Genomic DNA, 20,942 nt, shown 5'->3' with positions numbered 1-20,942 from the left:
GGGGTCGTCGACGTCGACCATCAGCGGCACGGTGACCCCGAGCCGGAGGTCCGACAGCGCGAGCCGTGACATGGCCTGCCGGTGCCTGACGTCGTAGGACCGATCGGAGAGCTCGACCGTCAACTCGAACTCGACCACGTCGGGTTCGGCCGGTGACAGCCGGCGGATCCCGACGACCGTACCCCGGGCCCGCTGACCCTGCGACAGGAGTTCATCGTCACGCACGGCGGGCATGGTGGCCCCGGTGACGCCCGGCGACAACCCCTGAGTTCTCCGATCTGCGTGATTCAGGGGGGTCCTACTCTGGAAATCGTGTCGTCGGGAGCCTACGCTGCCGACATGCGCGGTGAGGCACCAGCGCTGCACGGACGTGCGAAGTTGATCGCAGAACTCGAGACGGCCGTCCACAGCGCGAGTAGGGGCCACGGTCAGGTGGTCCTGCTCGAGGGCGGGCAGGGGATCGGAAAGACCGGCCTCCTCCGCGCGGCCCGCGCCACGGACGCTGCCCGCGACGTGCAGTGGCGGCAGGCTCGCGGGAGCGATCGCGAGACCGACTTCGCGTTCGGCGTGGTGCGTCAGTTGTTCGAGGACATCGTCACCGGGGCCCCGGACGCCCTCTCGGGCGCGGCCGCGCTCGCGGCCGACGCCGTCCGGCCGCTCACGGAGCCCGGCGCCGCCTCGACGGAGATCACGCACGCCGTGACCCATGGCCTGTTCTGGCTCGTCGCGGACCTGGCCGATCGGGGTCCGCTCGTCCTCTGCGTGGACGACATCCACTGGTCCGATGCCGCCTCGGTGCGGTTCCTCGACCACCTCGCCGTCCGGATCGAGGGCATGCCCGTCCTCGTGCTGGCCGCGGCGCGGTCCGGCGAGGGCACCATGGCCTTCGGACCCGTCGCGCGGCTCGCCGAGCAGCCGACGGCCCGCACGCTCACCGTCCCCCCACTCGACCGTGACGCCGTCGCCACCGTGGTACGAGACCGCCTCGGACCGCAGGCAGGACCCGATCTCTGCGACGCGTGCGGTACGGCCAGCGGCGGCAACCCGTTCCTGCTGACCGAGCTCCTCGACGAGCTCGCGCGCACCTCGCAGGGCGCGCTGAGCGAGGCGGCCAGCGTCGCGGAGCTCGCTCCCTCGGCGATCATCCGCAGCCTCCAGCTGCGGCTGGAGCACCTCGCCGGGGACGCGGGTCGGCTCGTGCGTGCCGCGGCGCTGCTGGGCGATGGCGCCGACCTGGCGATCGCCGCGCACATCTCGGGCCTCACCTTCGACGACGCCGCCGAGGCGGCCGACGAGCTCGTGCGATCCTCGGTCCTGCTCCCCGGTCGTCCGCTGCGCTTCGTGCACCCGGTCGTGCAGAGCGCCGCACTCGCACTGGTTCCGAGCGCCCGGCGCAGCGCCATGCACCGGGCAGCGGCGATCCGGCTCGATCGGGTCGCCCAGCTCGACGCCGCCGCCGCCCACGCGCTGGCCACCGACCCTTGCGGGGACCCTGCCGTCCTCGACCTGCTGCGCCGCGCCGGCCGCTCGGCCCGCGCCCGCGGCGTCCCCGACGTCGCATCCACCTACCTGCGTCGCGCGCTGCGCGAGCCTCCAGCAGAGGCCGACCACGCCGACGTCCTGCTCGAGCTCGGCACGGCGGCCGCCCTCGCGGGCGAGGAGGACGCGGGCTTCCTTCTGGAGGAGGCGCACCGGCGGGCCCCCAGCCCCGGAGCGCGGCTGGCCGCAGCGCTCGCGGCCGGCGACCTGCTCGCGCTGCGCGGTCGGCCGGCGGAGGCCGTCGACATCGTGCGGGACGCCCTCGCGGGCGACGAGCTCCCGACGGAGATGCAGGACCTGGCCCGCGGCATGCTGGCGATGTGGTCGATCACCACCGTGACCGGCCGTCGCGCCAGCGCCACGGTGATGCCGCCGGCCTCGAGCCTGGTTCGCGTGCTGGGCGCCGACGCCCCACCCCCCCTCCTGGCGATCGCCGCCTTCGAGCTCGCCGCCGCGACCGGGACCGCCACCGAGGCCATCGCCACCGCGCATCGCGCGTGGGCCGATGGCCAGATCATCCACCTGTTCCCGCCCGGTGCGCCCTTTCCGTTCATGGCCATCTTCGGTATCGCCCTGGCCGGAGACCTCGCCTGTGCGGAGCGGTGGACCGCCGAGGCGGAGCGTGCGTCCACCGCCGCCGGATCGGCGCTCGGCGCCTTCGGCGCCTCGATGCACCGGGCCCGTCTGCGGCTCACCCGCGGCGACGTCCGCGGCGCCGCGGCCGACGCCCAGGGCGCTCTGGAGATCGCCCGGCAGGGCGTGCGGATGGCGTTGCTCCAGCCGCTCGCCGTCGCCACGTTGATGACGACGCTCGTGGAGTCGGAGCGGCTCGCCGAGGCGGAGGCGCTCGCTGCCGAACCGCACGCCGGCGTGGACCCGTCCTCGAAGTTCTCGATCCCGTTCTTCGCGGCCAGGGCATCGGTCCACGCCGCCCGTGGACGGCATGCGGAAGCCCTCGCCGACCTGGAGATCTGCCGGGCGTGGGAGCGGGCATGGTCGGCTCCTGCCGGTGCCTGGACCGACTGGCGCCTGCAGGCGACGCGCGCACACCTCGCTCTCGGCGACCGCGACAACGCCGAGCGCCTCGCGCGCGAGGCCCTCGAACGGGGCTCGCACTTCGGGTCCGCGCAGGCGGTCGGGCTCGGGCTGCGGGCGAAGGCGCTGGTGGCGAGCGGTGCTGTCGCGGCGGACCTGGCGCAGGAGTCGGCGCGCACGCTGCGCGAAGGTGGCCTGATCCTGGAGGCGGCGCGGTCGACCCTGCTGCTGAGCCTCGCCCTCCGGGCCGTCGGTCAGGTGGACCGGGCGCGGGAGCTGGCCTGCGACTGCGCGGCCACGGCGGACCGCCTCGGGGCACACACCCTCCACGGCGAGGCGTCACGGGCGCTCATCGCGATGGGCGCGCGTCCGCGACGCCGTCCCTCCACCGGCATCGATGCGCTGACCGCGGCGGAGCGTCGGGTCGTCGACCTGGCTGCGGACGGCATGACCAACCGCGAGATCGCGCAGACCCTCTTCCTGACCCCGAAGACGGTGGAGAACCACCTCACCGCCGCGTACCGCAAGCTCGGGATCACGTCCCGCGCAGGTCTGAGCGACGCGCTCGGCGCGGCCGAGACCGTCTGAGGACTACGCCCGCGCGGGGCTCGCGGCCGCGGCGGCGGCGGCCGCCGTGGAGCGCACCGGGGCCGGGGTGAGAGCACCGGCGACGATGACCATCGCGAACGCGAGCGCGCTGGCGACGATGCCGACGGCGTCGCCCGGCATCGGGTCGCCGAAGACGACGATGCCACCGGCGATGCAGGAGATGTTCGCCGCCGTGCCCGTGATCGCGATGACCTCGACGGCCTCTCCGTCCTGGAGAGACTTCGCGGAGGCGTAGAACGCCGCGGCGGATGCGGCGACCGCGACGAACAGCCAGGGGCTGAACAGCGCGCTCATCCCGACCATCCCGATGAGCTCGGTCAGGGCCTTCACGGCGATGTTGCAGACGCCGAACAGGATGCCGGTCGCCGCAGCCAGCATGACGCCGTGGTGCTCAGCAGGGGCCCCGGCGCGGGGACCCAGGAGCAGCAGGGCACCGAGGCCGATCAGGCCGGCCTCGAACGCCACCATCGCCTGGAGCGAGAAGCCGTGGGCCTCGTGGCCGCCGGGCATCGTGAAGGCGAGGACGGCCAGGCCCGCGCCCATGAGGCCAAGACCCCACCACTGCCGACGATCCACCGCGAACCCGAAGATCTTGTCCGCCATCACCGCGATGAGCACGACGCCGCTGGAGAGCACGACCTGGACGGTCGAGAGCGGAGCGAGCGCGATCGCGCCAACGTGCAGCACCCAGCCCACCAGGCCGAGCAGCATGCCGAGCGCGAACCACTTCGAGCTCCACAACGAGCGTGCCGTACGCAGCGGGTGCCGCACGCTGACGCTCGGCACCTCGTTGCAGCCGCGGTGCTTGTAGAAGAAGCCCAGGTTCGCGGCGAGCGCGCACAGCAGGGCGAGGAGGATTCCGAGTTGGATCATCACAAGTGTTTGGGTTGCCGGGCCGCCGCGGGACAGTGGCGACGGTTGCGGTCATGCCATTCATCGACCCATCGGTTCGTGGGCTTGACCGTTGCCGGCGTCAGGAACCTTACCGACTCCTTGCGACACATACGCTCCCCGCCGAGAAAAGTCACCATGTAGGCGCATATGCCCAGCAAACCCCTGCTTCTCGTCGACGTCGACGGCGTGATCTCGCTGTTCGGATTCCCCCTCAACGATCGTCCAGACGGGTCCTGGCACCAGATCGACGGCATAGCCCATCTCCTTTCGGGCCAGGCGGCCGGGCACCTCCTGGACCTGATGTCGGACTTCGAGCTCGTGTGGTGCACCGGATGGGAGGAACGGGCCGACGAGCACCTTCCCCGCCTGCTCGGCCTCCCCCGGCTCCCGTGGTTGTCGTTCGACCGCAATCCGGGGCGCGGGAACGCCCACTGGCAGCTCGCCGCGATCGACGGCCACGCCGGCGACCGCCCGGTGGCCTGGCTCGACGACGCGCTCGACGAGCACTGCGACGACTGGGCCCGGGCCCGCTCGGCGCGAGGCGCGGCCACCCTCCTGGTGCGGACCGATCCCGCGACGGGCCTCACCGTCCGCGAGCGCGACGTCCTGGCAGGCTGGGCGCGGGGCCTGGTCCTCAGCTCCAGACCTGGCGCGCGCTGACCTCGTAGTCCGCGGCCCCGGCAGCGACCAGCGCCGCGAGCTGCCGAGCCTCGTCGCTGCGCTGCACGAACCGCAGCTCCGATCGACCGACCGCGCGCACCCACGCCGCGTGGAACGCCTGCGCCCGATCGCGCCGGCGGGCGAGGTCCGCCGGCACGGCGTGCCACCGCACGTCCAGCGGGTCGCGGCGCCGGAGCACCTCCCCGAGCATCCGCAGCGGCCCCCGGCCCGGTACCCGCATGGGCCGCGAGACCGCGTAGCGCGGCGTCTCGACCACGCCGAGGAGCTGCTCGATGGCCGTCGACAGCAGCGCCGCCTGCGGTGCGGTCCCCGCCCGCAGACGACACCGCAGGTAGCCCGACGCCCGCGGCTCGACCACCAGCGACGCCGCGACCTCGGGCGAGAACTCGCCGAGGGCCTCGTACGCCTCGACCACCGCGCGTGCGACCGCGTCGAGCGGCGGGAGCGGCGGCGCGAGCTCCGCGGACCGGCGCAGCCGCACGGCAGCCCAGCCCAGCGCCAGCGGGGTCAGCGCCAGTCCCGCGAGCGCCGCGGGCGCGACGAGCGCCCCGACGACGGCGCCCGCCCCCAGCGTGCCCGCCAGGGCCAGGGGTCCCCGTTGCTCGATCGGCAGGTGAAGCTCCCGTCCCGGCGCGAGCGCTCCCGTCCGGAGCGGCTCGCCGTCCCGGGCGGGCCGCACCGTCACCGTCGACCGCTCGACGGCCTCGTACGGCGTCCCGATCGCCCACCGCTCCCGGGCCGCCGCGTGGTCGGCCGCCCGCGCCCGCATGGCAACGTCGATCTCGGCGAGCGTCCGCGCCGGCGGTGGGGCGAACGGGCTGAGATCGGGATGCACGTGGGACGGCCCGGCCTCGATGACCCCGTCCTCGGCTGGAGCCAGGAGGTGCACGTGCTTGCGGACGAACCGCCGGTAGTCGGCGCTGCCCCGCACGAGATCGGGCGCGAGACACACCACGTCCCAGTTCGACGCGATCTTCTCCGGCTGCTCCGGGTCCAGCCGCAGGGAACGCCCGCGCATCTGCCGCACGCTCACCCCGGTCGTCGCGACCGTCAGGTCGACGAGGACGTTCACGCACGGCGCATCCCAGCCCTCCCCCAGCAGCGCCCGCGTTCCGACCAGGACGCCGGTGCTCCCGCCGGCCAGTGCCGCGGTCGCCCGAGCCACCCACACGCGCGGCGCCCAGCCCGCGCCGTCGGCGGGCCGCAGCTCGACCAGCCCGTCATCGTCGACCACCGGCGGCGCGGGACGATCCAGGCCCAGCGCCGCGACGAGGGCATCGTGATCGGCCGGCACGCAGCGCAGCGCGCGCCCGCTCACGAGCAGCGGACGGAGCGGCGCCGTCCGCACGTCGTCGGCGAGGGCCACGACCGCCCGGACCGCCGTGCCCGCGGCGGGGTCCAGGACGCCGACCAGCCCCGCGTCGGCGCGGCGCTCCGCCCGCTCGGCGTCGCACAGCACGCAGCCTCGCAACGCCGGCCCGCGTGCCTCCTGCTCAGTGGCGAGCACCTCCACCAGCGCCAGCGGCTTGGCCGCCGACCGCGTCAGGAGCCGGTCGACCTCCGAGCGCCCGCGGCGGATCCCGGTCCTGGTCAGCGTGAAGCCCAGGTCGCGGAGCGCGGCGGCGACGGCCTCGAACCGGGCGGCAGCCTGCGGCGAGGGGTCCGCCGACAGCGCGTGCATCGCGTAGTCCTCGAGCAGGACGATCCAGTCGTCGAGGTCCGGGGGCTCGCGGAAGGACTCACCGCGGGGCGCTCCCGTCGGCGGCGGCAGTCCGGCCGACAGCAGGAACCGCACGCCGGCCCGGGCGAGTGCCGGCCGGCGCTGCTGGAAGCTCGCCCACGGGATCTCGTCGTCCCCCTCGCCGGCGCCACGATGGCGCATGCGGCGGATCACCCACTCCGGGAAGGGCAGCACGTCGCCTGCGCCCTCGTCGTCGTGCAGGGCCGTGATGAGCTCCGCGAAGCGCACGTCGTGCTCCGCGAGCCAGGCGCGCTCGGACGCCAGCGGCTCGCAGAACCACGCGAGCTCCTGGTACGGCGCCAGGAAGCCGTCGCGGACGACCGCCGGCGTCGGCACGGAGAAGTCCACCGGCCCGAGGATCGTCTCGTAGAGGTCCGCCTCGTCGGTGGACATCTCCTGCGGCGGCGTCGCGGTGAGCCCGATGACGTGCACGTGCTGCTCGGCGAGGAGCTCGGCCAGGACGGCCCGCACGACGTAGCCCCACAGCGAGGCCAGGTGATGGCACTCGTCGAGCACCACGGTCCCCGTCCCACGGGCCCGCAGCGCGTCGACCCGGGCGCGCGCCCCCCGGTCCAGGAGGTCGCCGAGCTCGAGCTCCGGGTGCTCACCCCGCGCGACCTCCCGCTTGATGGCGGCGACGATCCGACCGATCTGGCCCTCGCGTCGCCGGGCGGCCTCCCCGGCCCAGGCGCGGCTCGCCGCCGCGACGGCGTCGGGAGGCTCGCCGGTCGCCGCCGCGCGCTCGGCGACCCACCGTCCCACGGCGACGTCGCGGAGCGCGGCCCCGGGGTCCTCGAGGCGGCACAGCGCCTGGTAGGTCAGCACCGTGACCGGCCGACCGGTCTGCTCGGGGTCCGTGGTGAGCAGTCCCTCCCCCCCACACGCGCGCAGGGTCGCGAGCCACTGCTGCTGCACCGCCTGGTTGGGCACGAGGACGAGCGCCGGCCGACCGCACCGGCGCACGAGCTCCACGCCCATCACGGTCTTGCCCGAGCCTGGGGGCGCCACCAGGTGGGTCCGGCGCCGCCCCGCCTCACGGTCGGCGTCGAACGCGTCGAACGCGAGCTCCTGGTAGTGACGCCAACCGCCGGGAAAGCGCAGGTCGGTCACGGTCTGGGCGCCCACGCGGCGCAGCCTACGCGCGCGTCCCGGCCGACGCGAGACCCGGAGAGGCCCAGCACGACGTAGGGCCCGCCGGAGCGGGCCCTACGAGGTCACTGCGACGCTCTCGTCGCGGCTACTTGTCCGACGGAGGCACGTCGAGGTCGGCGAGCTCCTCGGCGAACCCGGGGTCCGTGCCGCCGACGCCGATGTCCTCGAGCGTCGAGATGTCGTTGTCGAACGCCGAGCCGAACCCGCCGAGCCCGCCGTCGCCCTCGAGGAGCTCCGCGGCGATCTCGTCCTGGTCCAGCAGCCCGACGTCGTCCATCGCGCGGGGCAGCGGCTCCGACGGCTCGATCTCGATCCGGCGGTAGCGCTTGAGGCCCGTGGCCGCCGGGATGAGCTTCCCGATGATCACGTTCTCCTTCAGGCCGTTGAGGGTGTCCTTCTTGCCCTCGAGCGCCGCGTCGGTCAGCACCTTCGTCGTCTCCTGGAAGGACGCGGCCGACAGGAACGAGTCCGTGTTCAGGGAGGCCTTGGTGATGCCGAGGATGATCTCCTCGTACTGGGCGGTCTCGCCCTTGGCCTTCTTGACGCGGGCGTTCTCCTCCGCGAACTCGTAGCGATCGATCATGGCGCCGGGCAGGTAGTTCGTGTCGCCCTTCTGGTCGACACGGACCTTCTTGAGCATCTGCCGGACGATCAGCTCGATGTGCTTGTCGTTGATGTCCACGCCCTGGGACTTGTAGACCTCCTGCACCTCCTTGACGAGGTAGCGCTCGGTCTCGGTCCGGCCGCGGAGACGCAGCAGGTCGTGCGGGTACAGCGAGCCCTCGCTGAGCGGCTTGCCGGCCTTGACCTGGTTGCCCTCGTCGACGAACAGGCGCGTCCGCGGGGTGAACGTGTAGCGGTGCTCCTCCCCGGCCTCGTCGGTGATGACGACCACGGCGGCCTTGTCGCTCTTCTCGATCGACACGACCCCGTCCTGCTCGGCGATCTGCGCCAGGCCCTTCGGCTTGCGGGCCTCGAACAGCTCCACGACGCGCGGCAGGCCGTGCGTGATGTCCGCGCCGGCGACACCGCCGGTGTGGAACGTCCGCATGGTCAACTGGGTGCCGGGCTCACCGATCGACTGCGCCGCGATGATGCCCACGGCGTCACCGATCTGCGCGGTCTTGCCCGAGGCCATCGACCGGCCGTAGCAGGCCTGGCACACGCCGCTCTCGGCGATGCACTTGAGCACGGACCGGACCGGGAGGCGCGGGGTCTCCGTGCCGTTGGGGTCGGCCTTGTGCGCGTCGAGGGCGTCGCGATAGGCCTCGCCGATGGCCGCGGCCTCGGCGCGATCGATCTCGTGGCCCTTCTTGACGATCGTGCCCGACGCCTTCGTGCCGATGTCCGCTGCCGCGATGCGGCCGATGAGGTTGTCGTTGACCTCGTCGGTCGCCGTGTACGCCGCGAGCTCGATGAACTCCTTCGTCCCGCAGTCCGGCTCGCGGATGATGACGTCCTGGGCGACGTCCACGAGACGGCGCGTCAGGTAGCCGGAGTCCGCGGTACGCAGCGCGGTGTCCGCGAGGCCCTTCCGGGCGCCGTGGGTCGAGATGAAGTACTCGAGAACCGTCAGGCCCTCCATGAAGTTCGACCGGATCGGCCGGTTGGCGATGATCTCGCCCTTCGGGTTGGCCATGAGCCCACGCATGCCGGCGAGCTGACGGATCTGCTTGAAGGAGCCTCGCGCCCCACTGTCGGCCATCATGAAGATGGAGTTCAGGGACTCGAAGTTCTCCTGCATCGCGTCGGCGACCTCTTCGGTGCACGCGTTCCACTGGTCCACGGTCTTCTCGTGGAGCTCCTCGGCGGTGATCAGGCCCATGTCGTACTGGTCCTGGAGCACGGTCACCTTCTCCTCGTGCCCGTCGATGATGTCCTGCTTGTTCGGCGGGATGATCACGTCGTTCTTGGAGACCGTGATGCCGGCGAGCGTCGAGTACTTGAACCCGAGGTCCTTGAACGCGTCGAGCACCAGCGCCACGGCGGGTGCGCCGTACTTCTGCACCAGCACGTCGATGAGCTTGACGGTGTCGCGCTTCTTCATCGGCTGGTTGACGTACGGGAAGTTCGACGGATCGAAGTCCTCCCCGAGCGCCTCCTCCAGCGACCGCTCGATGCGATCGTTGTAGATGATCCGGCCGACCGTGGTGAGGACGTGCCCGCCCTCACGCCCGACCGGGCGGTACTCGGCCAGCGTGTGCAGGCCGACGACCTTGGCCTCGTAGGAGAGCTCGGCCTCCTGCGCGGTCCGGAACACGTGCGGGCGCTCCATCCCGGACGGCCACTCGTTGGACCGCAGCTTGGCCTGCAGGTCGGCGAGCTCCGCCGCCTCCGGCCCGAGGGTCAGGTAGTAGGCGCCCAGCACCATGTCCTGCGTCGGGGTCGCCAGCGGCGCCCCGTGCGCGGGGGACAGGATGTTGTTCGAGGACAGCATCAGGATCCGGGCCTCCGCCTGCGCCTCGGCGCTCAGCGGGAGGTGGACGGCCATCTGGTCGCCGTCGAAGTCCGCGTTGAAGGCGGAGCACACGAGCGGGTGGACCTGGATCGCCTTGCCCTCGACGAGCACCGGCTCGAACGCCTGGATGCCGAGGCGGTGCAGCGTGGGCGCGCGGTTCAGGAGCACGGGGTGCTCGTGGATGACCTGCTCGAGAACGTCCCAGACCTCGGGGATCATCGAGTCGACCATCTTCTTGGCGGCCTTGATGTTCTGCGCGGCCTTGCGCTCGACGAGCTGGGCCATGATGAACGGCTTGAACAGCTCGAGCGCCATCAGCTTGGGCAGACCGCACTGGTGCAGGCGCAGGTACGGGCCGGCCACGATGACCGAACGCCCGGAGTAGTCCACGCGCTTGCCGAGCAGGTTCTGACGGAACCGGCCCTGCTTGCCCTTGAGCATGTCCGAGAGCGACTTGAGCGGACGGTTGCCCGGCCCGGTGACCGGACGGCCGCGGCGGCCGTTGTCGAACAGCGCGTCGACGGCCTCCTGCAGCATGCGCTTCTCGTTGTTGACGATGATCTCCGGCGCGCCGAGGTCGAGCAGCCGCTTGAGGCGGTTGTTGCGGTTGATGACGCGGCGGTAGAGGTCGTTGAGGTCGGAGGTCGCGAAGCGCCCACCGTCCAGCTGCACCATCGGGCGGAGCTCCGGCGGGATGACCGGAACGGCCTCGAGGATCATCATCTCGGGCTTGTTGCGCGGCTCCTCACCGGGAGCGTCCGGCAGGAACGCGCTCAGCACCTTCAGGCGCTTCACGGCGCGGGCCTGCTTCTGGCCCTTCCCGTTCTTGACGAGATCCGAGAGGAACGCCTCCTCGTGCTCGAGCACGAAGCCCGGCGCATCCTGCGGACGCAGGTCCTCACCGGGAGCGCGGTCGGGGTCGACCTCGCGCGGCTTGGCCTCGAGGTCGTAGGCCGGCTTGGTCTGCAGCAGCTCGCGGACGTGCTCGGCGCCCATGCCGCCCGTGAAGTACTCGCCGAACCCGTACGGGGACCCGAACCGGTGCTTGAGCTCACGGAAGAACGTCTCGTCGGTGATCAGCTTCTTCGGGACGAACTCGTCCTTCTCGATCGGCTTCTCGACGTAGGTGTTCAGGGGCCACTCCTCGCCCTCGGCGGGCGGCTCGTCGGCCGGCTCGTTCTTGTTGGCGAAGAGCTTCCAGACCTCCTTGAGGCGCATGCGCGCGTCCTCGTAGTAGGCCTCGGTGTCGTCGATGTCCGTCGCGAAGGTCTTCTTGACCTCGTTCTGGAGCTTCTTGCGCTCGTCGTCGGAGAGCTTCTTGACGTTGATCTCCAGCGACTCCGCCCAGAGGTGGTCCTCGTCGCCGAACGCGGACTGGCTGCCGTCGTCGAGGTACTGCAGGCGCGCCTCACGTGAGGCACGGAGCTCCTCGACGCGCTCCTTCTGCTCGCTGAGCAGGCGGTCGAGCTCCTCCTGCATCTGCGCCTCGAGCTGCGGGAGGTCGCGCCAGCGGGCCTCCTGGTCGACCGACGTCACGACGGACGCGGCGAAGTACAGGATCTTCTCGAGCTCCTTGGGAGCCATGTCCAGCAGGTAGCCGATGCGGCTCGGGACGCCCTTGAAGAACCAGATGTGCGAGACGGGCGCGGCGAGGTCGATGTGGCCCATCCGCTCGCGGCGGACCTTGGACCGGGTGACCTCGACGCCGCAGCGCTCGCAGACGATGCCCTTGTAGCGGACCCGCTTGTACTTGCCGCAGTAGCACTCCCAGTCCTTGGTCGGACCGAAGATGCGCTCGCAGAAGAGACCGTCCTTCTCCGGCTTGAGCGTGCGGTAGTTGATGGTCTCCGGCTTGATGACCTCACCGGAGGACCAGGCGCGGATCTGCTTGGACGACGCGAGGCCGATCTCGATGGCGTCGAAGTTGTTGATATCGATCATTGAGCGTTCGATGTCCTTCGTGTTCTAGGAGGAAGAGGGAGTGGGCGAGCCGGGTTGGCCGGAACTCGCTATGCCTCCGCCCCTTCCTCGGTCACGTCGTCCAGGTCGACGTCGCCGATGTCGAGATCCTCGCCGTCGGCGGCGTCGTCGCTGCTGTCGTCGGAGGCGTCGCCCTCCGGCTCCGGGTCCTCGACCTCGGAGGTCTCGCCCGTCGCGGCGCGGACGCCGGACAGATCGATGCCGAGCTCCTCCGCGGCGCGGAGCAGATCGTCGTCCTCGTCGCCCACCTCGGCGCTCGTGCCCTCCTCGGAGACCACGTTGACGTCGAGCGCCAGCGACTGCATCTCCTTGAGGAGCACCTTGAACGACTCGGGGATCGACGGCTCGGCGATGTTCTCGCCCTTGACGATCGCCTCGTAGGCCTTCACGCGGCCGACCGTGTCGTCGGACTTGATCGTGAGCATCTCCTGCAGGGTGTAGGCGGCGCCGTACGCCTCCAGGGCCCAGACCTCCATCTCGCCGAACCGCTGTCCGCCGAACTGCGCCTTGCCGCCCAGCGGCTGCTGCGTGACGAGCGAGTAGGGGCCGGTCGAACGGGCGTGGATCTTGTCGTCGACCAGGTGGTGCAGCTTCAGGATGTACATGTAGCCGACCGTCACCTGCTGCTCGAACGGCTCACCGGTGCGGCCGTTGTAGAGCGTGAACTTGCCCGACGCCTTGCGGCCCTCGGGACGGCTCTCGTCGACGTCCATGCGGATGAGACCGCCGGCCGCCTCGTGCTCCTTCTGCCAGCGCACCAGCGCGTGGTCCACGTCGGCCACGGCCGCGCCGTCGAACACCGGGGTCGCGGTGTAGACCTTGCCCAGGCGGCCGTCCTTCTGCCGGTGACTGCGGCTGATCTTGTAGGCCTCGGTGCCGTCGTCGTACCAGCCCTCGGCGGCCGCCCACCCGAGGTGGGTCTCCAGGAGCTGCCCGACGTTCATGCGGGACGGGACGCCCAGCGGGTTCAGGATGACGTCGACCGGCGTGCCGTCCTCGAGGAACGGCATGTCGTGCTCGTCGACGATCTTCGAGATGACGCCCTTGTTGCCGTGGCGTCCGGCGAGCTTGTCGCCCTCGGAGATCTTGCGCTTCTTGGCCACGAACACGCGCACGAGCTCGTTGACGCCCGGGGGCAGATCGTCACCGTTGTCGCGGTTGAACGTCATGACGTCGATGACGACGCCACCCTCGCCGTGGGGCACCTTCAGCGAGGTGTCGCGGACCTCGCGCGCCTTCTCCTTGAAGATCGCGCGGATCAGCTTCTCCTCGGCGGTGAGCTCGGTCTCGCCCTTCGGCGTGACCTTGCCGACCAGGAGGTCCCCGGACCCGACCTCGGCGCCGATCCGGACGATGCCGCGGTCGTCGAGGTTGCGCAGCGACTCCTCGGAGCGGTTGGGGATGTCGCGGGTGATCTCCTCGTCGCCCAGCTTCGTCGTGCGGGCGTCGATCTCGTACTCCTCGATGTGGATCGAGGTGAGCTCGTCGTCCTTCACGAGGCGCTTGCTGAGGATGATCGCGTCCTCGAAGTTGTAGCCCTCCCACGACATGAAGGCGACGCGGAGGTTCTTCCCCAGCGCCATCTCACCGTGATCGGTGGACGAGCCGTCGGCGAGGACGTCCCCGGCCTTGACCTCCGCACCCGGGCCGACCATCGGCTTCTGGTGGATGAGGGTGCCCTGGTTGGAGCGCATGAACTTCTGGAGCGGGTACTCCTTGCGCTCGTCCTTGCCGGCGATCGTGATGCTCTCGGCGTCGACGTACTCGACCACGCCGTCGAACTCCGCGAGCAGGACGTCACCGGTGTCGAGGGCCGCACGGCGCTCCATGCCGGTGCCCACGATCGGGGCATCGGTCTTCAGCAGCGGGACGGCCTGGCGCTGCATGTTCGAGCCCATGAGCGCGCGGTTGGCGTCGTCGTGCTCGAGGAACGGGATCATCGCCGTGGCGACGGACCAGATCTGCTGCGGCGAGACGTCCATGAGGTCGACGTCCTTGGGCGACACGGTCACGTACTGCCCCGACTGGGTGCGGCAGACGACCTCGGGGCCCTTGAGCTTCCCGGACTTCTCGTCGATCTGGTGGTTGGCCTGCGCGATGAGCATCGGCTCTTCCTGCGTGGCGTCCAGCCGGATGATCTCGTCGGTGACGACGCCGTCGACGACCTTGCGGTACGGGGTCGTGACGAAGCCGTGCTCGGACACCTCGGCGAAGCTCGACAGCGACCCGATCAGGCCGATGTTCGGGCCCTCCGGCGTCTCGATCGGGCACATGCGGCCGTAGTGGGTCGGGTGGACGTCGCGGACCTCGATGGGCGCGCGCTCGCGGGTCAGGCCGCCGGCGCCGAGCGCCGACAGGCGGCGGCGATGGGTCAGACCCGACAGCGAGTTCGTCTGATCCATGAACTGCGACAGCTGCGAGGACCCGAAGAACTCCTTCTGCGCCGCCACGACCGGGCGGATGTTCACGATCGTCTGCGGCGTGATCGTGTCCTCGTCCTCGGTGGTGAGGCGCTCGCGCACGACGCGCTCCATCCGGTACAGGCCGATGCGGAAGGCCTCCTGGATCAGCTCACCGACGGTGCGCAGACGGCGGTTGCCGAAGTGCTCGTACTCGTCGAGGTGCTCGGCGACCGGCTCGCGCGGCATGACCGCGGCCTCGGCGGCGTAGTCCTTGATCTCGGCCTCGGGGTCCTCCGAGATGCCCAGGAGCTTCGGCAGCGTCACGAGCTCCTTCACGAGCGCGTGGATGTCGTCGTGCGTGAGCGTGCGCGTGTCGAGGTCGATGTCGAGACCCAGGCGCGAGTTGAGCTTGTAGCGACCGACGCGGGTCAGGTCGTAGCGCTTGGGGTCGAAGAACAGCTGCTGCAGCAGGGCGTAGGCGGCGTCGACGCTCGGCGGCTCGCCCGGACGCTGCTTCTTGAACAGCTCGATGAGCGCGCCCTTCTTCGTGCGCGTCGGCTCGGTGTCGGCGTCCAGCGTGTTGCGGATGTAGGCGGACCCGCCGAAGAGCTCCAGGAGCTCCGCGTCCAGGCGCGCGATGTCATCCTCGTTCTCCTCGACGGAGGCGTCGGTCTCCGGGTTGTAGGTCATGGCCCGCAGGAGCACGGTGACCGGCAGCTTGCGCTTGCGGTCGATGCGGACGAAGACCTTGCCCTTCTTGTCGATCTCGAGCTCGAGCCACGAGCCGCGGGCCGGCATCAGGTTCGCGGTGAAGACCTGCTTCTCGCGGTCCTTGGGCTCCATGAGGTAGGCGCCCGGCGAACGGACCAGCTGCGTCACGACGACGCGCTCGGTGCCGTTGATGATGAAGGTGCCGCGATCGGTCATCCACGGGAAGTCGCCCATGAACACCGACTGCTCGCGGATCTCGCCCGTCTCGTGGTTGATGAACGCGACCGTGACGGTCAGCGGCCGCGAGTAGGTGAGGTCCTTCTCGCGGCACTCCTCGATCGTCGCGCTCGGCTCGTCGAACACGAAGTCCCCGAACTGCACGGCCAGATGGCCGGTGTAGTCCTCGATCGGCGAGATGTCGTCGATCGTCTCCCGAAGGCCGCCCTTCTCAGGGTCGACGAGCCACGCGAACGACCGCTTCTGGATGTCGATCAGGTTCGGGACATCGACGAGGTTGTTCAGGCGCGCAAAGCTGCGGCGCACGCGGGGGGCGTCTACACGAGGCACGACGGGCGACTCCTCAGGGAGGTCGGAACGGTCAAGGGCGAGGGCGCGCGCTCATAGGGGACCAGCGAACGCGACCAACGAAGATAGCACAGCGAAGCGCAGCCCCCCGTAGGGAGCGGTCGACGCTCACGGACCCCGCCCGAGCCGACCGCGTATGTGGCGCGATGGCTGTCCTTCAGGGCGGCTGCGACTATTGGCCGACCGGGACAGGGTAGACGGTTTTGGACGGGGCGGGAAGGAAGGTCGGCGCCGGGGCGGTCCGTGGTCACCTCCGCAGCGCGCCCGGGCTCCCGCCGCGCTCCGCGTCTCGAGAATGTTCGGACGGCGGACCGCGAACCGCATAGGGTGGCCCGGTGCGCTCCGTAATCCTGACCGCTGTCCTGATGGCCGTACTCGCCTCGGCGAGCAGCGCCTCCGCCTTCACGGTCAAGAACGTGAAGATGCGCAGCGACGGCAAGCGCCTGACCTACTCGATGGTGATCTGCACCACGAGCAAGGCCACGCTGAAGCTCAGCGGCGTCTTCACGTCGAAGTCCAGAGGCACCCGGACAGCGAAGCCCGGCGCGACGCAGTACCAGGACAAGGGTTGCTGGCCCGCGACGGTGAGCGTCCCGGTCACGCGGACCGTGACGAAGAACTGCCGGTCGAACGTCTGCACCGCTCGCAAGGGCAGGACGTACTACGGGCGCGTCACGGTGACCGACAAGAAGACCAAGAAGTCCAGGCGCACATCCCGTCTGCGAACGCGCGCCTGAGCGCCGTGGCCGCCGGCGACCCGCTTCCCCCTCGCGCCGGCGGACCCTCAGAGGTCCTCGCCGTACCTCGACCCACCCGACCTTCCAAGCCTCATCCCAGTCAGGCAACACGTACTGCAACCGCACGGCCAGAACGGAACCCCGTACATGCGACCCATGACCCTCCTGGCCGCGACGCTCCTCGGCTGGTGCCTGCTCACCAGTAGCGCCACCGCCCAGACGCCGTTCATCGACACCATCGCCGGCACCTACGTCGACGGCTTCTCCGGCGACGGCGGGCCCGCCGTGTCAGCGCACCTCTTCTCCCCGATCGCGGTGGCAGCAGGCCCCAACGACAGCGTGCTCATCGCCGACCTCGGGAATCATCGGATCCGGCAGATCGATGGCACCGCCACCATCACCACCATCGCCGGCGGTGGAACAGGTGGTCTCGGGGACGACGGACCCGCCACCGACGCACAACTCGCTTTCCCCGGCGGGGTTGCGGCAGGCCCGAACAACACCATCCTGATCGCCGACAGGGAACACCGTCGGATCCGGCGTGTCGATGGCACCGGCACCATCACCACCATCGCCGGGGGTGGAGCAGGCGGTCTCGGGGACAGCGGACCCGCCACCAACGCACAGCTCGAGGCGCCGAGCGGGGTGGCGGCAGGTCCCAACGACACGATCCTCATCGCCGACACCGGCAACCAGCGCATCCGGCGCATCGACAGCGCCGGCACCATCACCACCATCGCCGGCACCGGCACCCAGGGCTACTCCGGCGACAACGGGCCCGCCACCAACGCACAACTCAACAACCCGACCGGGGTTGCAGCGGGGCCCGACAACAGCATCCTCGTCGCCGACCTCGGCAATGACCGGATCCGGCGGATCGACAGCGCCGGCACCATCACCACCATCGCCGGCACCGGCGTACGGGCCTTCTCCGGCGACCACGGACCCGCGGCCAGCGCAAGCCTCAGCCTCCCGTACGGGGTGGCAGCAGGACCCAACAGCACGATCCTCATCGCCGACAGCGGCAACGACCGGATCCGGCGGATCGACGGCAGGGGCACCATCACCACCATCGCCGGCACCGGCACCAAGAGCTACTCCGGCGACAACGGACCCGCCACCAACGCAGCACTCGCCGGTCCGTACGGCGTGGCGTTCGGCCCCAAACACACCGTCCTGATCGCCGACGGAGAGAACAATCGCGTCCGTCGGATCGCCGCCCCCGACCGCTCGAGCTGCGTGCAGACCGCGATCCGCCGGGCCAACGGCGAGGGCTTCGACCAATCCGACGTCACCGTCCAAACCCCCGGTGGCCTGCTCGAGATCACCGGCGTCCAGATCACCAACGGCTCGATCACCGTGCCCGACTTCACCACCAGTACCACCAACGACGTGATCGTCACCGCCACCAAGGAGATCCAGGGCCAGACGACGCGGTTCTCCTTCGACGCCACCGACGTGTACGGCACGACCAAGCACTGCACCTGACCGGCCAGAACGGAACCCCGTACATGCGACCCATGACCCTCCTGGCCGCGTTGCTCCTCGGCAGCTGCCTGCTCGCCACGAACGCCACCGCCCAGACGCCGTTCATCGACACCATCGCCGGCACCGGCGTAGCGGCCTTCGCTGGGGACAACGGGCTCGCCACCAACGCACGACTCAACTACCCGGAGGGAGTGGCAGCAGGCCCGAACAACACCATCCTCATCGCCGACAGCGACAACCACCGGATCCGTCGCATCGACAACACCGGCACCATCACCACCATCGCCGGCACCGGCACCGGGGGCTTCTCCGGGGACAACGGACCCGCGATCAACGCCCAACTCAACCACCCGGGCGAGGTCGTGGCAGGCCCGAACGACACCATCCTCATCGCCGACAGCCGCAATCGTCGGATCCGGCGGATCGACAGCACCGGCACCATCACCACCATCGCCGGAGGCGGAACCGCCGGCCTCGGCGACAACGGACCCGCCACCAACGCAGAACTCAACTACCCGGACGGGGTCGCGGCGGGCCCGAACGCCACCGTCCTCATCGCCGATTCCGACGACAATCGGATCCGGCGGATCGACAGCGCCGGCACCATCACCACCATCGCCGGAGGCGGAACCGCCGGCCTCGGCGACAACGGACCCGCCACCAACGCACAGCTCTCCCGCCCTTCCGGGGTAGCACCCGGACCCAACGGCACCGTCCTCATCGCCGACGACCTCCACGATCGGATCCGGCGCGTCGACAGCACCGGGATCATCACGACCATCGCCGGAGGCGGAACCGCCGGCCTCGGCGACAACGGGCCCGCCACCGACGCACAGCTCGGCGGTCCCCAAGGGGTCGCCGCAGGCCCCAACGACACCATCCTCATCGCCGACACCAGTTACCAGCGGATCCGGCGCGTCGACAGCGCCGGCACCATCACCACCATCGCCGGCACCGGCACGGACGGCTACGCCGGGGACAACGGGCCCGCGACCCAAGCACGCCTCAGTTACCCGTACGGCGTGGCGACAGGTCCGGACAACACCACCCTCATCGCCGACCAGACCAACCACCGGATGCGGCGTATCGCCGCTCCCGGTCCCACCACCTGCCTGCAGACCGCGATCCGCCGCGCGACGGGTGAGGGGTTCGACCAATCCGACGTCACGGTCCGGTCACCCGGTGGTCTGTTGGAGATCCACGATGTCACGATCGACAACGGCAGCATCACCGTGCCCGACTTCACCACCAGTACCACCAACGACGTGATCGTCACCGCCACCAAGGAGATCCAGGGCCAGACGACGCGGTTCTCCTTCGACGCCACCGACGTGTACGGCACGACCAAGCACTGCACCTGACCGTCGTCGCGCCCCGGGACGACTTCGAGCACACGCTGGGTGGAATATCAGCCTGGTCTTATGGTCAGCTTTCTGGCATGGTGCCCCCACCCTGGGCTACGCGAGGCCTGGCGATCAGGCGCTGACCGGGCGCCGGAAAGAGCCACATGCACGCGATTCGACGTGCTGCGCTGAGCATTGCCTCAGGGTGCTGCCTCATCGGGCTGCTACCTGCGAACGGATGGGCTGTCGCTGCCGGCCCGGCCCCCGAGCCGACAGCCCTGAACCGGTACTACGACCAGTACACGTCCTTCCTGGACCATCAGTCGACGACACGGGTCCTCTCGCCGCCCAGCGGGTTCGAGCACACCCTGGCCTACGTGGTCCGGCGAGGAAGCGGCGCGGCGGGCCTGACCCCCGTGCGCAACTGCACCTACAACGCCACGGCGGGCGACCATCACCTCGAGACAGGTGCCGCCGCCTGCGACGTCGGCGACCAGCGGGTCGTCAGCGAGGAGGGCGACATCTTCACCTCCGTGCCCGGGGGCGGCGCGTCCCACGTGGCGATCTACTCCTGCTTCAACGTCTTCGCGCCTCCGGACGAGGACGTCTTCGAGTCCATGCTCGCGAACTGCGAGGGCCACCCCAACCTCGGACTCCTCGGATACGGACTGACGTACGTACCGGACTCGACCGCGCCGGTCTGCAGCGGCTTCGTGGTCCGGCGCGCACGAGATCCCTTCCCCGATCAGGCGGACGTCACGGTCACGGATTCCGACTCGGGGCTGCTCGAGATCACCAACGCCGATGTCGTCAACGGCTCCGTCACCGTCCCGACCTTCGTACCGGGCACCCGCACCGGACAGACCGTCACCGTGACCAAGGCGACGAAGGGCACGCTCACGAGGTTCTCCCTCGACGTCACCGACATCGCCACCAACATCGACAACTGCCGATGAGCCCACAGCGCCTCACGCCCGACCGAAAGCACACGCATGCCCCGCAAACGCGAGTACCACGCCCCGACGCTGCGCCGCCTCGGCCTCCTGCGACGGCTCACACGCTTCACCTTCTGACTGCGACGAGCGCCACCGCGCGGACCAGTCACCTGAGCGATGCGGTCGCTCCCGGGGCGTCACGTCGGCCGGGGCGGAACTACGCGGCCACGGTCAGGGCTGACGCGAGGTCGCCCCACAGGTCGTCGACGTGCTCGCAGCCGACGCTCATGCGGATGAGGCCGGGCGGGATGTGCTCCTGACCCGGATGGGCGTTGCGGCGCTCCATCGTCGTCTCCACCCCGCCGAGGCTCGTGGCGTGCCGGACGACGCGAACCGCGCCGCAGACGCGGTCGGCGGCCAAACCGTCGGCGAGCTCGAAGCTGACCACGGCCCCGAACCCGGGGTAGCGTACCCTTGTGACCGACGGGTGGTCGCGTAGGCGCGCGACGAGCGTCTGAGCGCTCGCGGTGGCGGCGCGCAGACGCAGGGGCAGCGTGCGCGCCCCGCGCAGCGCGAGGAAGCACTCGAGGGTCCCCGGGGTGGCGCCGCACCGTCCGCGCGCGCCGCGGCGCCGGGCGAGGCGCTCGTCGCT

The 20,942-nt window shown here is 70.6% G+C and carries 12 protein-coding genes; 6 read left to right on the top strand and 6 right to left on the bottom strand.

Features of this window, described 5'->3' with window-relative positions; translation table 11 throughout:
- The coding region (locus ABYE80_RS05465) for a hypothetical protein (protein WP_372789250.1) at positions 1 to 225 on the bottom strand (225 nt) is incomplete at its 3' end.
- A 114-nt stretch (positions 226 to 339) separates the two neighbouring features.
- On the opposite strand from ABYE80_RS05465, the gene ABYE80_RS05460 reads away from it, so the two are divergent.
- Entirely contained in the window at positions 340 to 3,162 is a 2,823-nt protein-coding gene (locus ABYE80_RS05460; protein ID WP_372789249.1) for an AAA family ATPase, read from the top strand.
- A gap of 3 nt (positions 3,163 to 3,165) precedes the next feature.
- Here ABYE80_RS05460 and ABYE80_RS05455 read toward each other — a convergent pair whose 3' ends face one another.
- A complete protein-coding gene (locus ABYE80_RS05455) occupies positions 3,166 to 4,056 on the bottom strand; it encodes a hypothetical protein (protein WP_372789248.1) in 891 nt (296 codons plus the stop codon).
- A 168-nt stretch (positions 4,057 to 4,224) separates the two neighbouring features.
- On the opposite strand from ABYE80_RS05455, the gene ABYE80_RS05450 reads away from it, so the two are divergent.
- A complete protein-coding gene (locus ABYE80_RS05450) occupies positions 4,225 to 4,737 on the top strand; it encodes a hypothetical protein (RefSeq protein WP_372789247.1) in 513 nt (170 codons plus the stop codon).
- Here ABYE80_RS05450 and ABYE80_RS05445 read toward each other — a convergent pair.
- The 3 genes from ABYE80_RS05445 to ABYE80_RS05435 all read right to left on the bottom strand — a co-directional run bounded on the left by ABYE80_RS05445 (position 4,712) and on the right by ABYE80_RS05435 (position 15,769).
- Entirely contained in the window at positions 4,712 to 7,624 is a 2,913-nt protein-coding gene (locus tag ABYE80_RS05445) for a DEAD/DEAH box helicase family protein (protein ID WP_372789246.1), read from the bottom strand. The genes ABYE80_RS05450 and ABYE80_RS05445 overlap by 26 nt on opposite strands.
- A gap of 112 nt (positions 7,625 to 7,736) precedes the next feature.
- Positions 7,737 to 12,050: a DNA-directed RNA polymerase subunit beta' gene (gene rpoC, locus ABYE80_RS05440; RefSeq protein ID WP_372789245.1), complete on the bottom strand. Its 4,314-nt coding sequence runs from the start codon at positions 12,048 to 12,050 to the stop codon at positions 7,737 to 7,739.
- Between the two features lie 68 nt (positions 12,051 to 12,118).
- The gene (locus ABYE80_RS05435; protein ID WP_372789244.1) at positions 12,119 to 15,769 is read right to left on the bottom strand and encodes a DNA-directed RNA polymerase subunit beta; all 3,651 of its coding nucleotides are present in this window, start codon (positions 15,767 to 15,769) and stop codon (positions 12,119 to 12,121) included.
- Positions 15,770 to 16,122: 353 nt separating this feature from the next.
- Here ABYE80_RS05435 and ABYE80_RS05430 point away from each other — a divergent pair, with 353 nt between their 5' ends.
- The 4 genes from ABYE80_RS05430 to ABYE80_RS05415 all read left to right on the top strand — a co-directional run bounded on the left by ABYE80_RS05430 (position 16,123) and on the right by ABYE80_RS05415 (position 20,311).
- Positions 16,123 to 16,524: a hypothetical protein gene (locus ABYE80_RS05430; RefSeq protein WP_372789243.1), complete on the top strand. Its 402-nt coding sequence runs from the start codon at positions 16,123 to 16,125 to the stop codon at positions 16,522 to 16,524.
- 156 nt (positions 16,525 to 16,680) lie between these two features.
- Positions 16,681 to 18,012 carry a hypothetical protein gene (locus ABYE80_RS05425; protein ID WP_372789242.1) on the top strand — a complete coding sequence of 444 codons (1,332 nt, stop codon included), beginning with the start codon at positions 16,681 to 16,683 and terminating at the stop codon, positions 18,010 to 18,012.
- A gap of 32 nt (positions 18,013 to 18,044) precedes the next feature.
- Positions 18,045 to 19,373: a hypothetical protein gene (locus tag ABYE80_RS05420; RefSeq protein ID WP_372789241.1), complete on the top strand. Its 1,329-nt coding sequence runs from the start codon at positions 18,045 to 18,047 to the stop codon at positions 19,371 to 19,373.
- Positions 19,374 to 19,519: 146 nt separating this feature from the next.
- Positions 19,520 to 20,311, top strand: coding sequence for a hypothetical protein (locus ABYE80_RS05415; RefSeq protein ID WP_372789240.1), 792 nt, complete (start codon positions 19,520 to 19,522; stop codon positions 20,309 to 20,311).
- A 196-nt stretch (positions 20,312 to 20,507) separates the two neighbouring features.
- Here ABYE80_RS05415 and ABYE80_RS05410 read toward each other — a convergent pair.
- A partial coding sequence (locus ABYE80_RS05410; RefSeq protein WP_372789239.1) for a PLP-dependent transferase occupies positions 20,508 to 20,942 on the bottom strand: 435 nt, incomplete at its 5' end.

The sequence above is a fragment of the Paraconexibacter sp. genome (assembly GCF_041602235.1).
GTDB lineage: Bacteria > Actinomycetota > Thermoleophilia > Solirubrobacterales > Solirubrobacteraceae > Paraconexibacter.
The sequence above is the reverse complement of the archived record's forward strand: the minus strand, read 5'-3'. Positions and strand labels throughout refer to the sequence as shown.